The 13,669-nt window shown below is 31.7% G+C and carries 13 protein-coding genes; 9 read left to right on the top strand and 4 right to left on the bottom strand.

Annotation, left to right across the window (positions count from 1 at the left end):
* The first annotated feature begins 9 nt into the window (after positions 1–9).
* The 9 genes from AC5M21_RS07310 to AC5M21_RS07270 all read left to right on the top strand — a co-directional run bounded on the left by AC5M21_RS07310 (position 10) and on the right by AC5M21_RS07270 (position 11,638).
* Positions 10–1,326, top strand: coding sequence for a PTS sugar transporter subunit IIC (locus tag AC5M21_RS07310; protein WP_008787433.1), 1,317 nt, complete (start codon positions 10–12; stop codon positions 1,324–1,326).
* A 75-nt stretch (positions 1,327–1,401) separates the two neighbouring features.
* Complete coding sequence (locus AC5M21_RS07305; protein WP_017143910.1) at positions 1,402–2,211, top strand: MurR/RpiR family transcriptional regulator; 810 nt, start codon at positions 1,402–1,404, stop codon at positions 2,209–2,211.
* Positions 2,212–2,214: 3 nt separating this feature from the next.
* Complete coding sequence (locus AC5M21_RS07300; RefSeq protein ID WP_008787435.1) at positions 2,215–4,458, top strand: glycoside hydrolase family 3 N-terminal domain-containing protein; 2,244 nt, start codon at positions 2,215–2,217, stop codon at positions 4,456–4,458.
* A 302-nt stretch (positions 4,459–4,760) separates the two neighbouring features.
* Positions 4,761–5,894, top strand: a complete 1,134-nt coding sequence (locus AC5M21_RS07295; protein WP_008787436.1) for a DEAD/DEAH box helicase — start codon at positions 4,761–4,763, stop codon at positions 5,892–5,894.
* On the top strand, positions 5,852–6,502 hold the full coding sequence (locus AC5M21_RS07290; protein ID WP_017143909.1) for a ComF family protein: 651 nt from the start codon (positions 5,852–5,854) through the stop codon (positions 6,500–6,502). The genes AC5M21_RS07295 and AC5M21_RS07290 overlap by 43 nt, the downstream gene beginning before the upstream one ends.
* A gap of 178 nt (positions 6,503–6,680) precedes the next feature.
* Positions 6,681–6,878: a cold-shock protein gene (locus AC5M21_RS07285; protein WP_008787438.1), complete on the top strand. Its 198-nt coding sequence runs from the start codon at positions 6,681–6,683 to the stop codon at positions 6,876–6,878.
* Positions 6,879–7,003: 125 nt separating this feature from the next.
* On the top strand, positions 7,004–9,652 hold the full coding sequence (gene secA, locus AC5M21_RS07280; RefSeq protein ID WP_008787439.1) for a preprotein translocase subunit SecA: 2,649 nt from the start codon (positions 7,004–7,006) through the stop codon (positions 9,650–9,652).
* Entirely contained in the window at positions 9,652–10,767 is a 1,116-nt protein-coding gene (prfB, locus tag AC5M21_RS07275) for a peptide chain release factor 2 (protein ID WP_008787440.1), read from the top strand. The genes secA and prfB overlap by 1 nt, the downstream gene beginning before the upstream one ends.
* The gene (locus AC5M21_RS07270; RefSeq protein WP_008787441.1) at positions 10,760–11,638 is read left to right on the top strand and encodes a YitT family protein; all 879 of its coding nucleotides are present in this window, start codon (positions 10,760–10,762) and stop codon (positions 11,636–11,638) included. The genes prfB and AC5M21_RS07270 overlap by 8 nt, the downstream gene beginning before the upstream one ends.
* Positions 11,639–11,679: 41 nt before the next feature.
* Here AC5M21_RS07270 and AC5M21_RS07265 read toward each other — a convergent pair whose 3' ends face one another.
* The 4 genes from AC5M21_RS07265 to AC5M21_RS07250 form a co-directional block, all read right to left on the bottom strand.
* Positions 11,680–12,096: a DUF6120 family protein gene (locus tag AC5M21_RS07265; protein ID WP_008787442.1), complete on the bottom strand. Its 417-nt coding sequence runs from the start codon at positions 12,094–12,096 to the stop codon at positions 11,680–11,682.
* Positions 12,071–12,391 (bottom strand): hypothetical protein, encoded by a 321-nt coding sequence (locus AC5M21_RS07260; protein ID WP_008787443.1) that lies wholly within the window; start codon positions 12,389–12,391, stop codon positions 12,071–12,073. The genes AC5M21_RS07265 and AC5M21_RS07260 overlap by 26 nt, the downstream gene beginning before the upstream one ends.
* Before the next feature lie 36 nt (positions 12,392–12,427).
* Positions 12,428–13,273: a LysR family transcriptional regulator gene (locus tag AC5M21_RS07255; protein WP_008787444.1), complete on the bottom strand. Its 846-nt coding sequence runs from the start codon at positions 13,271–13,273 to the stop codon at positions 12,428–12,430.
* 91 nt (positions 13,274–13,364) lie between these two features.
* The gene (locus AC5M21_RS07250; protein ID WP_008787445.1) at positions 13,365–13,574 is read right to left on the bottom strand and encodes a helix-turn-helix domain-containing protein; all 210 of its coding nucleotides are present in this window, start codon (positions 13,572–13,574) and stop codon (positions 13,365–13,367) included.
* Positions 13,575–13,669 lie beyond the last annotated feature (95 nt).

Raw genomic sequence — 13,669 nt, 5'->3', positions numbered from 1 at the left:
AGAAAATGTATGTTAGAGAAAATTGCAAATAAGCTTTTACCAATTGCTACAAAACTTTCACAACAACGTCATTTAAGTGCGGTAAAAGATAGTTTTATTATATCGATGCCATTAGTTATGGGTGCATCTTTATTTGTTTTGTTAAATGCATTGGGGACTAATTTTTTTAATACTGATATGTTTTCAGGGATTGCAACAGTTGTTAATCAAGGGACACTTGGGGTTTTATCTATCCTTATTGCTTTTACAACTGCTAATAATTTAGCTGACTATTATTTAAGAGTGAAACCTGAACTTGCTAATTCTGGTTTTACCAAAATACATGCGGGCGGTCTTGCAGTTGCTTTAATGTTTATGTTAATGCCAGTAACTCAATCAGTTGTTGTTGAAGGATTAAAAGATCCTGCCATTATCTCTGGAATGTTTGCACAAGAATTAACATCTAGTAGTGGATTAATTTATTCATTATTAACTGCATTAATAGGAACAGAAATTTTTGTGAGATTTGCATCTATTCAATGTTTAAGAATTAAGATGCCAGAAAATGTTCCACCAGCTATTGAAAAATCATTTAATGCTTTAATTCCTGAATTAATAACAATTACTATTTTTGCAATTGTTGTATTTGGACTAGATCAAATATGGGGAGTCACAGTTCCAGATTTAATAGCTGCAATGATTTCTAAACCCTTGAGCAATTTTGTTTTATCATCACCTGGATTAATTTTCTTACAATTTATATCTGATTTGTTATGGGTATTTGGTATTCATGGATCATCAATTCTTTCACCAATTAGAAGTGCTCCAATGTTAGATGCATTAACACAGAATATTGCTGCCAGTGGTGCTGGAAATTCGATTCCTAATATTGTAACAGAACCATTTATGAATATGTATGGATTAATTGGTGGGGGAGGATGTATTCTTGCCTTAGTGATTGCAATCTTTATTGTATCAAAACGTAAAGATCATAAAACAGTTGCCAAGTTAGGACTTGTTCCTTCTTTATTCAATATATCAGAACCTATTATGTTTGGGCTACCTGTTGTCATGAATCCTATTTTTATGATTCCAGCAATTCTTGTTCCATCAATTAATTTAGTTATTGCTTATATTTTAACAAATATGAATTTAGTGGGTAAAGTTGTTGCTCAAGTTCCATGGATTACGCCACCAGGATTTTATGCATTTTTTGCTACAGGTGGAGATTTTATGGCAGCTTTCTTATCATTAGCCTTATTGGCTTTAGATGTTATGATTTATATTCCATTTGTAAAGGTGAGTAATAAGGTAGATGAAAATATGTTGAGTGAAAATCAAGAATAAATTAAAGAGAATGTCTTGAAGGATATTTTGATGAAATGATACAATTTGTTTCTTTATGAAAAGTAGGTGAAAATAATGAATAATGAAATTATTATAAAGATTAAAAGTTTGTTTCCTGATTTAACTAAATCTGAAAAGAGAGTTGCACTATATGTGAATGAACATTTTCATCAAATTATTTATTTGAGTATTGGTGATTTAGCGAGTCAATGCGAAGTTGGTGAAACAACTATTTTAAGATTTTGTAAACATCTTGGATTTTCGGGATATTATGAGTTTAAGCAACAAGCAATCCTACAAATTGAAAAGGATGGTCAACAAAACACTGGACATCAAAACAAAACATTAGGAAATATTCATACAATGGTGCAGGAAACTACACAATTACTTGATGACAACAAATTAACTGAGACTGCTCAAATAATTATTCATAGTCAAACGATTTATGTTTTTGGAAGTGGTTTTTCTGGTTTGACTGCTAAGGCGGTACAAATGCGTTTAACTTCCTTTGGTTATAAATGTATTGTTGCTGATGATAAATATTTGCAGGTTCTTGCAGCGAATGTTATGGGTAGTGAAGATGTTGCTTTGGGATTAAGTATATCTGGTGAAAATTCATCGACTATTGAGTCTATTGATTTGGCTAAAAGAAATGGTGCAAAAGTTATTGCTATAACCAATCATGAAGAATCTTCATTAGCAAGATTAGGAGATATTGTTCTTTTGACTGCTGGAAAAGAGATGGGGAGAGAAGGCAGTACTTTGGTAACTGAAATGTCACAATTCATTATTTTAGAAATGCTTTTTGAAAAGTTACATGAATTAGATAAAGAAAAAATCGAAGATATGAACTATAAAGTTTCATATTATATTAGAGGAGAATAGTGAATGTCTATATCAATTGATAAAATAGATGAACTGATATCTATGATGACATTAGATGAAAAGGTTGGACAATTAAATCAGCATCTTTATGGATGGCAGTGTTTCTGTAAAAATAAGGATGGAGATTATGAATTGACACAGCTTTTTAAAGATCATGTTCAAAAATTTGGTGGCGTTGGAGCTATTTATGGTATCTTACGAGCTGATGCATGGTCAGGAATGAATGAAGTCAATGGCGTTAAAAAAGAAGAGAGTTTACAAGTTATTGAAATGATTCAAAATTATTTAAAAACAGAAACAAGGCTCAAAATTCCTGCCTTAATAACTGAGGAATGTGTACATGGACATCAGGGATTACACAGCATGATGTATCCAGCTAATATTTCTATGGGAATGACATGGAATCCTGATTTATTAAAAGAGATCTGTCAGGAAGTGAGTTGTGAACTTGCATCTAAGGGTGGGAATCTTGCCTTATTTACAGGATTAGATGTGATGCGTGATCCACGTTGGGGAAGAAGTGAAGAGTGCTTTAGTGAAGATAGTTATTTAACAAGTGAAATGACGAAAGCAGCTGTCAAAGGTTTTCAGTTGAATGATAGGAATGGTGTTGGTGTTATTTTAAAACATCTTTGCGCCCAAGGTGCTTGTGAAGGTGGACATAATTCTGGAGCTGCCTCTATTGGACAACGTGAATTGCGTGAAGTGTTCTTACCACCAGTCAAAGCTGGGGTTTTAAGTGGAGCCAAAGGTGTTATGGCGGCGTATAATGAGATTGATGGGATTCCCTGTCATGTGAATCAAGCACTTCTGACACAACTGCTAAGAGGAGAGTATGGATTTAATGGTATTGTTATGGCAGATGGTTGTGCATTAGATCGACTCAGTATTATGAATTCTGACATACCGTTGATGGCAGCCACTGCTTTAAAAGCAGGTGTTGATTTAAGTTTATGGGATCATGTTTATCCGTTATTAGGTGATGCTGTGAGACAGGGCTATTTAGATGAGAAAGTTCTTGATAGAAGTGTCAAAAGAATTCTTAAGTTAAAATTTGAATTAGGACTTTTTGAAGAAAGGCAAGTCACGGTTTATCCATCTAGAGAAAAGGAGCTGGCTTTAAAAGCTGCTCAAGAATGTCAAGTTCTTTTAAAGAATGATGGTATTTTACCATTAAGAAAAGACATCAAAAGTATTGCTGTCATAGGACCAAATGCTCACAATGTCATGAATATGTTAGGTGATTATACATCATTTCAAAAAGCGGAAGATGTTACGACTCTTTATCAGGGGATTCAACAAGTTCTTGGAGAGGAAGTCCAAGTCAATTATGCTTTAGGATGCCATATTCGTGATTGTTCAAAAGCAGATTTAGCAGAAGCTGTTGAACTTGCAAGTCAGAGTGATGTTGTCATCATGGCATTAGGGGGCTCTAGTGCACGTCATTTTAAAATGGATTTTGAAAGTAATGGAGCAGTGACAACAAGTTATGATAAAAACGAAATGAATTGTGGGGAAAATGTTGATAAAGCATCATTGGATTTGGAAGGCTTACAAGTTGAATTGTTGAGAAAGATAAAACAGGTCAATCAACAAATTGTTACAGTTTTAATTCAAGGAAGACCACATTCTATTGGGAATATTGTTAATGACAGTCGAGCTGTGCTTGCGGCGTGGTACCCAGGTAATTTAGGTGGGTTAGCTATAGCTCAAACAATTTTTGGTGATCATAATCCAAGTGGAAGATTGTCAATGTCAATTCCTCAGTCATCTATGCAATTGCCTTGTTATTATAATGGGAAGTATTCAGGGGCAAAAGAAGAGTACATAGATATGTCAGGGAAACCATTATATCCATTTGGTTATGGTTTGAGTTATAGTCAATTTCAATATCACCATATCCAACTTTCACAAACTGAAATAACAATTCAGGATTTAGAAGAAAAAGGAATAGATATTTCTTTGGATGTTGAGAATGTGAGTCAAAGAGATGGGTATGAAATTGTTCAAATTTATATAATTGATAATGAATCTACAATCACAAGAAGATACAAAGAGTTAAAAGCATTCCAAAAAATATATATAGAAGCAAAAAGCTGTTGTAGTCTTGTCATTCATCTTGATAGTGAAACTTTTAAAATATGGGATTATCAAATGAATCATTTGATTGAAAGTGGAACTGTAGATATTTTAATAGCCAGTCATTCAGAACAGTTTATAACTCGAAAATTAACTATTTTAAAATAGAATGGAAAACTATGGGATTCAATTGATTCCATAGTTTTTTCTATCTAGATATGTAAAAATAGTTTAAGAATAGCGTAAGTGTTGAGATAATTCTGTTTAAAAATCGTCTTTCTCAAATTTTTTTCTTGATTTTTATAAATAAGTCTCATTAGATAATGATTTCTCCATATTGAAGTGTTTATTCTAGGAGTCATTCATCTTGCGATAGTGAAGAAAAGATGAGAATTTTATGTGTCAAATTGAGTAACAGATTGAGACCCACTCATAAGAGTTTCATGATATGATGGATATGGGTGATAGAAATGCAATGTCCAAGATGCCATAATACAAATCTTCAACACTTATATAAAGTTAATGGTCAATACTATTGTCGAGAATGTATATCATTTCATCGTGTTTATGTTAAACAGGAGAGGTTTACAAAGAAGATTCAATATCCTTTGATTTATCATCATTATCAATTAGATTTTGAACTTTCACGACAACAAAAAAAGATTTCACAAAAATTAGTTGAGAATTATCAGCAAAAGAAAAACTCTTTGGTTTTGGCAGTTTGTGGTTCTGGAAAAACAGAAATTGTTTATGAAGTCATTTGCTATGCCTTGTCTCAAGGCCAGCGTGTTTGTTTCTGTATACCAAGAAAGGAGTTGGTGAAAGAACTTTATGAACGCATTTGCCAGTCATTTAGTCATACTGTCATTGGTGTGCTTTATGGTGGGTATCAACAAAATCTTGATGCTCAATTTATAATTTGTACAATGCATCAGTTGTATAAATTTGAGAATGATATAGGTTTTGATTTGATGATTGCTGATGAAGTTGATGCTTTCCCTTTTTATCAGAATAGGGTTCTCAATGAAATTTTTACAAGGTGTTGTTTGGGGAATTATATTAAATTGAGTGCAACTTTTGCATCTGAGGATATTCAAGGCGAAGAGTTATTATTCATGAATAGACGATATCATGGATATGACTTGCCAGTCCCGCAAATGATACTTTCTCCTAGCTTTTTACAAAAACTGATTCTTGTCTTGCTTATTTTATTTATGCATAAGAAGATTATTGTTTATGTACCAACTGTGGCTATTGTCTATCAGCTTGTTCATACGCTGAGATCAATTGTTGATATAGAAGGTGTCTCTTCTCATCATCCTCATAATCAAAAGACAATACAGGAATTAAAAGAGGGAAAAATTCAAGTTATTGTATCAACGACTTTATTAGAAAGAGGAATGACAGTTGAAGATGTTCAAGTCATTGTTTATCACGGAGAACATGTTTTGTTTGATGAACGAACACTTATTCAAATAGCGGGACGTGTTGGTAGAAAACCGGATTTTCCTACAGGAAAGGTTTATATTTTAACAAGTGAAAGGACAAAAGGAATTACACAGTGCATAAAGACAATCCGACGGCTCAATCAGATGAATGTTTAATCTGTTTAACACCACTCCTTAAAGATATTTCTTTTGCTCATTTGGTAAAAAGAATTCCGTTATGCCAACATTGTCTTCAAAAATTCGATGTTATTCAAACTTGCATTGATTTCTATCATTACCCTTTGACGATTCTCTATACTTATAATGATTTTTTTCAATCTTTATTATTTCAATACAAAGGTTTATATGACCATGCTTTGAAAGATGCTTTTTTATGCTTGTTTCAAAGTGAATTTGATAATCAATATAAAGATTATATAATCGTTGTGGCCCCCAGTTCACAAGAAGATAATGAACTTAGAGGATTTGCACCAGTAGAAACAATTGCCCAAACTTTCTCTAGTCAAATCTTTAATGGTCTTTATAAGAAAGAAAAGTATAAGCAAAGTGATTTGTCGTATCAAGAAAGAAAAAGAGTAGCTAGAAGAATTGATATAAGAGATGGAGAAAAGTTAAAAGGAAAAAAAGTTTTGATTCTAGATGATGTTATAACATCAGGATCAACACTTCATAGTTGTTTATTGCTTGTCTTGGCACAAGAACCACAGTCAGTTGAATTGTTGGCTCTTTCAACCAAGAATATAGGAAGAATTGAGGTTTGCTAAAGGAGAGATTCAGTCTCTCCTTTGACATATTTCCAAGGAAATAAACAAGAATAGACAAAATGCTTATAGTCTACCTATAAAAAATCTATATTTTGGAAAATGGTCGACATGTTTTGAGGAATTATTTAATAAGAAGAACATATAATGTGAGTGACCATGAAGTAAAGGAGTTGTTATTATGCAAGGTAAAGTAAAATGGTTTAACGCTGAAAAGGGATTTGGATTCATTGATAGAGGAGAAGGCAAAGATGTCTTTGTTCATTATAGTCAAATTGTTCAAGATGGATATAAATCTTTAAATGAAGGTGAAGTGGTAGAGTTTGAACTTTATCAAAGTGATCGTGGATTGCAAGCAAAGAATGTTGTAAAGGTTTAGAGGATAGCACATGATGTGCTATTTTTCTTTTGAGAATGATTCCAAGTATTAGGATAATGCTTTTTTTTGATAAAATTATATGCTATAATGAAAATGTTTTAGTATGCATGAAAGGAGATTTATTCATGGCAAGTAAAAAGCAAGAAATAAGAAAACAGATTAAGAAAAAGGAAGCAAAAGAACTAGAAGAATTAGGGTTAAACCCTGATGTAGAAGTTGTTGATTTAAATGATGATTTAGGTGAAGATATTCAAATAGAAACTTTTGAAGATGTTGTAAAAAAACCTGCACAACCTATTGAATTTAATACAACACCACAAAAACAGAAAAAGGGATTATTTGGTTCAATTAAAGGAGCTTTTTCACAGGATAATAAAATATTAAAAAAACTAGAAAAGCAAGCTGAACAGGTTTTAGGTTTAGAAGCGACTTATCAAGCAATGAGTGATGAGGAACTTGCTCATCAAACTGATATTTTTAGAGAAAGAATCAATGCTGGTGAGAGTCTAGATGATATCTTGATTGAAGCTTTTGCAACTGTAAGAGAAGCTGCTTTTAGAAAATTAGGTTTAAAAGCATTTAAGGTTCAAATTATGGGAGCTATTTCTTTGCACAATGGTGATATTGCTGAGATGAAAACCGGTGAAGGAAAAACTTTAACTTCTATTTTTCCTGTCTATTTAAATGCATTAGATGGTAAAGGTGTGCATGTTGTTACTGTTAATGATTATTTAGCTGGTCGTGATAAAACTGACAATGGGAAAGTTTTAGAATTTTTAGGTCTAACAGTTGGCTTAAATATGCGTGAATTAACTAAGGAAGAAAAAAGAGCTCAACATGCTTGTGATGTCACTTATACAACAAATGCTGAACTTGGATTTGATTATTTAAGAGATAATATGGTCACAAGATTAGAAGATAAAGTTTTAAGACCATTAAATTATGCTTTGGTTGATGAAGTTGACTCTATTTTAGTCGATGAATCAAGAACACCATTAATTATTTCTGGTGGTAAGAAAAATACAGCAGCTTTATATGTTCAAGCAGATAAATTTGTAAAGTCTTTGATTGTTGAAAAAGATTATGAAGTAGATATTGAAAGTAAAACTGTTTCATTAACATCTAGTGGGATTGAAAAAGCAGAAAAGGGATTTAAAATTAATAACTTATATGATCCTGAACATACAGCGTTAGTTCATCATATTAATCAGGCATTAAAAGCCAATTATACAATGCAACGTGATGTTGAATATATGATTGCAACAGAAGATGGAAGCCATGATATTCGTAATGCAAGTATTATGATTATTGATCAATTTACAGGTCGTGTTATGCCAGGACGTGCATATAGTGACGGTCTTCATCAAGCTATTGAAGCTAAAGAAGGAGTTCCTATTAAGGAAGAAACTGTCACTCTAGCAACTATTACTTATCAGAATTTTTTCCGTTTATTTAATAAGTTAGCGGGTATGACTGGAACTGCAAAAACAGAAGAAGAAGAATTCAGAACAATATATAATATGCGTGTTATTGAAATTCCAACGAATAAACCAATTATTAGAGATGATAAACCTGATTTGGTTTTTGCTAATCAAAAAGCAAAATTTAAAGCGATTTGTGATGAGGTTGAAAGAAGACATAGTTATGGGCAACCGATTCTTTTAGGAACAGTCTCTGTTGAAACATCTGAATTACTGAGTAGAATGCTTAATAAGCGTGGAATTAAACATAATGTTTTAAATGCGAAAAACCATGCCAAAGAAGCTTTAATTATTGAAAAAGCAGGGGTTATGGGTGCTGTTACAATTGCTACAAACATGGCTGGACGTGGAACTGACATCAAATTAGGTGAAGGTGTTTATGATCTTGGTGGTTTAATGGTTATTGGTAGTGAAAGACATGAATCTAGACGTATTGATAATCAGTTAAGAGGACGTTCTGGACGTCAAGGAGATCCTGGATGCTCATTATTCTTTGTTTCATTTGAAGATGAGTTAATGCAAAGATTTGCGAATGAGAAAGTACAGCAGTTTACTGGTAACTTCTTAGAAGATGAAGCTATTGAAAGTAAGATGGTCACAAAATCAATCGAGGGTGCTCAAAAACGTGTTGAAGGTCAGAACTTCGATATTCGTAAACAATTGTTACAATATGATGATGTGATGAGACAACAACGTGAAATTATGTATAAAGAACGTGATGATATTATGTCTGAAGATGATTTAGGTGATATTGTTAAAGGTATGTTTGAACAATCTGTTGAATATACAGTACGTAGTTTTACAAAGTCTGATGGTAAACATGATCTTGTTGATGTTGATGGTGTTTTAAATTATATTTCTAAGAATTATATGTTATTGGCGACTTTAAAAGCAAATCATAAAGAAAATGTTGAAAACGATCCACAAAAGGTAGCGAAGAGTTTATCTGAAGTTGTTTATATGCAATATCAAAATAGATTTAATAAAGATTTGCCTGCAGAAGTTAAGCTTGATTATGAAAGAAGAGTTTTATTAGGTGTTATTGATCATACATGGATTAACCATATAGATGCAATGCAAAAATTAAGAAATGGTATTTACTTAAGAGCATATGCTCAAAAAGATCCATTACAAGAATATACAGAAGAAGCATTTTATATGTTTGAAGAAATGACAAAATCAATTTCTCAGGATATCACTAGAAATATTGTTCATATGGGAATTGCTCCTGGAAGTGAACAAGAAAAAGAAATTCCAGCAATTCAAATTGAATTGGAGTTTAAAGCAGATTAATGGAATTATATGAAGTAAAAAATGGGCTTGAAAGAGCCCGTTTATTACTCAATGAATTATTTGTTTCTATTGATATTGAGGGTTTAAAAAGAGAAATTGAAGGTTTAACTGTACAGACATTAGATGAACACTTTTGGAATAATCAAGAACAAGCAAAAAAGATATATAATCAATTAAATGAAATGAAAAAAACAACAGATACATATGATGATCTCGTATCATCACTCAATGATTTAGATGAAACATATGACTATGTAAAAGAAACAGAGGATACTGATTTCAAAGAAGCATTGGATCAAGATTATGAGTTGTTTGAGAAGCATCTTAATGATTTTGAGAAAACATTATTATTTTCTGGTGAATATGATCATCATAATGCAATTGTAGAAATTCATCCTGGTGCTGGGGGAACTGAATCTCAAGACTGGGCAGCTATGTTAATGCGTATGTATCAAAGATATGGTGATAAAAAAGATTTTAAAGTTGAAGTTTTAGATTATTTAGATGGTGAAGAGGCTGGATTGAAATCAGTTACTTTACGATTTATTGGGTATAATGCATATGGGCATCTCAAGGCTGAAAAAGGTGTTCATCGTCTTGTTCGTATTTCTCCTTTTGATTCTTCTAAGAGACGTCATACATCATTTGCTTCAGTAGATGTTATGCCAGAATTTGATAATGATATCGAAATTGAAATCGATCAGAATGATTTAAGAATAGACACATATCGAGCTTCTGGAGCTGGTGGGCAGCATATTAATAAAACGGATTCAGCTATCCGTATTACACATATTCCTACTCATATTGTTGTGACTTGTCAATCACAACGCTCTCAGATACAAAATAGAGAACAAGCTCTTATTATGTTAAAATCTAAATTATATCAAGTCATGCTTGAAGAACAAGCTTCAAAGTTAAGTGATATTAAGGGTGAACAAAAGGCAATTGAATGGGGAAGTCAAATTCGTTCATATGTTTTGCATCCTTATTCAATGGTTAAGGATAATCGCAGTGGGTATGAATCCAATAATCCTAAAGCTATTTTAGATGGTGATTTGGATGATTGTATTTATGCTTATTTAAAGGCAATGGTTAAGGAGGATGAAGATGCATAGTTTAAAAAGAGTGATTAGAGATAGTCTTTTGGTTGTGTTAGGAAATGCAGTTGTAGCATTTGGAGTTGCTGTTTTTGCTGTCCCGTCAGATTTAATTGTTGGCGGAGCAACTGGTTTATCTTTAATTATTGAACAGTTTGTTTCTGTTAACTATGCAACGATTGTATTTGGTATCAACATGGTTATGTTGATTATTGGTTTTTTGGTTTTAGGAAAGAAATTCGCTGCTGGGACTATACTTAGTTCTTTCATCTTTCCTTTTTTCTTAGGTTTATTTGAAGCTATTCCCCAATTTCAACATATTACAAATGATATTTTATTGTCTGCTATTTATGCTGGGATTTTTACTGGTGTTGGTCTAGGAATTGTTTTTCGATTAGGATACAGTACAGGGGGAATGGATGTTCCACCTATTATCCTGAATAAAAAGAAAGGTGTTTCAGTTGCTTTGGCTATTAATGTTTTAGATATTATGATATTAGTAGGACAAGTCTTCTTTTCTAGTTTTGAAGGTATCCTGTATGGAATTATTACTGTCTTTGTATCGACATTTGTTTTAGACCAGGTGATTGTTATGGGAGAAAAGAATCTTCAAGTTCTTGTTATTTCAGCTGAACACGAAAAAATTGCTGAGGCTATTTTTAATGAAATTGATAGAGGGTGTACTTTTGTAAATGTAACAACTGGATATTTTCATCATCAACAAAAAGCTGTTCTCTGTGTTGCAAATAACCGTGAATATGCAAAAATAAATGATTTGGTTATGGAAATAGATCCAGCTGCTTTTATTATTGGTAGTGAAATCCATAGTGTTAAAGGACGTGGATTTACTTTACCTAATATAGATTTAGAGAAAAGAGATCATGTATAAAATAACAGCATACCTATTTGGTAATGCTGTTATTTTAATGGTTAATCTTCAACGACTTCCCCATAATCCTCTATAATCGTTTCTTCATAAGTGATTTGACTCTCCTGTATTTCCTGTAATGCACGATAATAGGTATAAATGATAAATGTTGCTGTTAAAAGAAAAATAGTAATAAGAAAAATCCCTATGCGTTTTATTATTTTTCTAACTTTCATATGGTTAATAATGAATTCACTTTCAATATGTTCATAATATGCTGCTATAATCGTTTCTGGAATACCAAACTGTTCATAATAATCATCACATTTGTAATCGGGGTGATGAGTCTCAAATTCTTGAAGCATTTCTTGTAAATAAATAAGAAATGCTTTTTCTTGTTTGCCTAATAAAGGAAAACGAGAACGAATCTTTTTATAATATTTTTTTGTTTCTTTATTTTGAAATTTTAATGTTTTCATTGTTTAAAATATCCTTAATAACTTCTTTTAATTCTAGATAACGACGTTTTAATGTATCAAGTCTAACAGTTCCAGCAGATTCTATATGATAATAAGTATGATTATCTCTTTTGTATTGAGTAATCAAATGTGATTCAAGAAAGAAGAACAGTGAAGTTAATACGACGCCTTCTTTGATACTTAATGTATTTTGAAAATGTAAAAAGGATGTCAATTCTTCACTTGTGCAATCTCTTTGATTTAAAATAGCTAAGATTAACATTTCTAATTTGAAAAAACGGTCATTATGTATCATGGTCTTACTCCTTAATATATATTATAACAAGATTCTTTATGAATGGAAGAACTGTTCAATAAAATCTTGTGTTTTTTGATCGATTTCATCTTGTTTTCTGGTAATAAATACAATATCTGTATACAGTTCTTCATCATGTAATATCACGCTTATTAATGACTTATTATCGACTAGTGAAAGGGCACTTTGAGGAATAATAGCAATACCTAGCCCACAAGAAGCCCATGTTAAAGATGTTCGACAATCATCACTTGTCATTTTGATAAAAGGATTAAAATGCTGATTGAGACAGTAATCAGTTATTAAGCTTAAATAGCGTTGATGAATGATAAGAGGAGAATGCTGATAGTCTTTTATATATTGCATATTTTCATTGAGATAGGAAGAATGACCAACTGCAACCATTGGTTCACTCTTATAATGTTTTGTAAAAACATGACTTTGATCAAAAGGTGTTCTGACAAGACCAACATCAATATTATGAGCTAATAAAAGATCAATCATTTCATATGTGGTTCCTTCATGAATACGAAATGATAATAATTTATTTCTGATAAGATAGTCCTGAATCTTTTCAATAAGACCTGAATTTGACGAGGTAATTCCAATTCTTATAATTTCGTTTTGGGTTTCTTTCATTTCATGTAGTGTCATTTCGCTTAGAGTCAATATTTGGAGACTACGCTTATAAAAGAGTTTACCAGCTTGTGTCAGTTCAACTTTACGGTGTCCTCGTTTTAATAACTGAACACCTAGCTCATCTTCTAATTGTTTTAATTGAGTAGATAGAGGGGGTTGAGCCATATGTAATACTTGTGCAGCTTTTGAAATAGTTCCTTCTTCAACTATTGTTTTAAAATAAATCATTTGTTTGATATCCATGCTGATTCTCCTATATATTTTATAAATATATTCAAAAAGTGATAATTATGAAATTCATTTCAAAAAAGCATTTTTTATGTATTGTTATAGATTAAACGGATAAAACTTTATTTTTCGTATAAATGATATCATTGGGAGTACAATCAAGAATTTCGCACAATTTCAAAAGTGTAAGAACAGTAATGTTTTTATTGTTTTTTAGTCTATTCAAAGTTTTATTATCGATACCTTGTTTTAATAACTGATATTGTGAAATATTTTTCTTCTTCATTGTTTCCCATAATGGGCTATAATCTATCATCATGACCACTCCTTTTTAATCCATTATAAAGAAAATGGAATTTATTAACATTGTGTATATATCCACAATGTTGTATAATGCATTTGTTCAATAAA

Source organism: Coprobacillus sp. (assembly GCF_984815275.1).
The sequence above is the reverse complement of the archived record's forward strand: the minus strand, read 5'-3'. Positions and strand labels throughout refer to the sequence as shown.

Coding starts and splice junctions, on each gene's coding strand:
- AC5M21_RS07285 (WP_008787438.1), top strand. CDS start 6,681: ATGCAAGGTAAAGTAAAATGGTTTAACGCTGAAAAGGGATTTGGATTC.
- AC5M21_RS07260 (WP_008787443.1), bottom strand. CDS start 12,391: ATGATACATAATGACCGTTTTTTCAAATTAGAAATGTTAATCTTAGCT.
- AC5M21_RS07305 (WP_017143910.1), top strand. CDS start 1,402: ATGAATAATGAAATTATTATAAAGATTAAAAGTTTGTTTCCTGATTTA.
- secA (WP_008787439.1), top strand. CDS start 7,004: ATGGCAAGTAAAAAGCAAGAAATAAGAAAACAGATTAAGAAAAAGGAA.
- AC5M21_RS07255 (WP_008787444.1), bottom strand. CDS start 13,273: ATGGATATCAAACAAATGATTTATTTTAAAACAATAGTTGAAGAAGGA.
- AC5M21_RS07250 (WP_008787445.1), bottom strand. CDS start 13,574: ATGATAGATTATAGCCCATTATGGGAAACAATGAAGAAGAAAAATATT.
- AC5M21_RS07295 (WP_008787436.1), top strand. CDS start 4,761: ATGCAATGTCCAAGATGCCATAATACAAATCTTCAACACTTATATAAA.
- AC5M21_RS07300 (WP_008787435.1), top strand. CDS start 2,215: ATGTCTATATCAATTGATAAAATAGATGAACTGATATCTATGATGACA.
- AC5M21_RS07270 (WP_008787441.1), top strand. CDS start 10,760: ATGCATAGTTTAAAAAGAGTGATTAGAGATAGTCTTTTGGTTGTGTTA.
- AC5M21_RS07265 (WP_008787442.1), bottom strand. CDS start 12,096: ATGAAAACATTAAAATTTCAAAATAAAGAAACAAAAAAATATTATAAA.
- prfB (WP_008787440.1), top strand. CDS start 9,652: ATGGAATTATATGAAGTAAAAAATGGGCTTGAAAGAGCCCGTTTATTA.
- AC5M21_RS07310 (WP_008787433.1), top strand. CDS start 10: ATGTTAGAGAAAATTGCAAATAAGCTTTTACCAATTGCTACAAAACTT.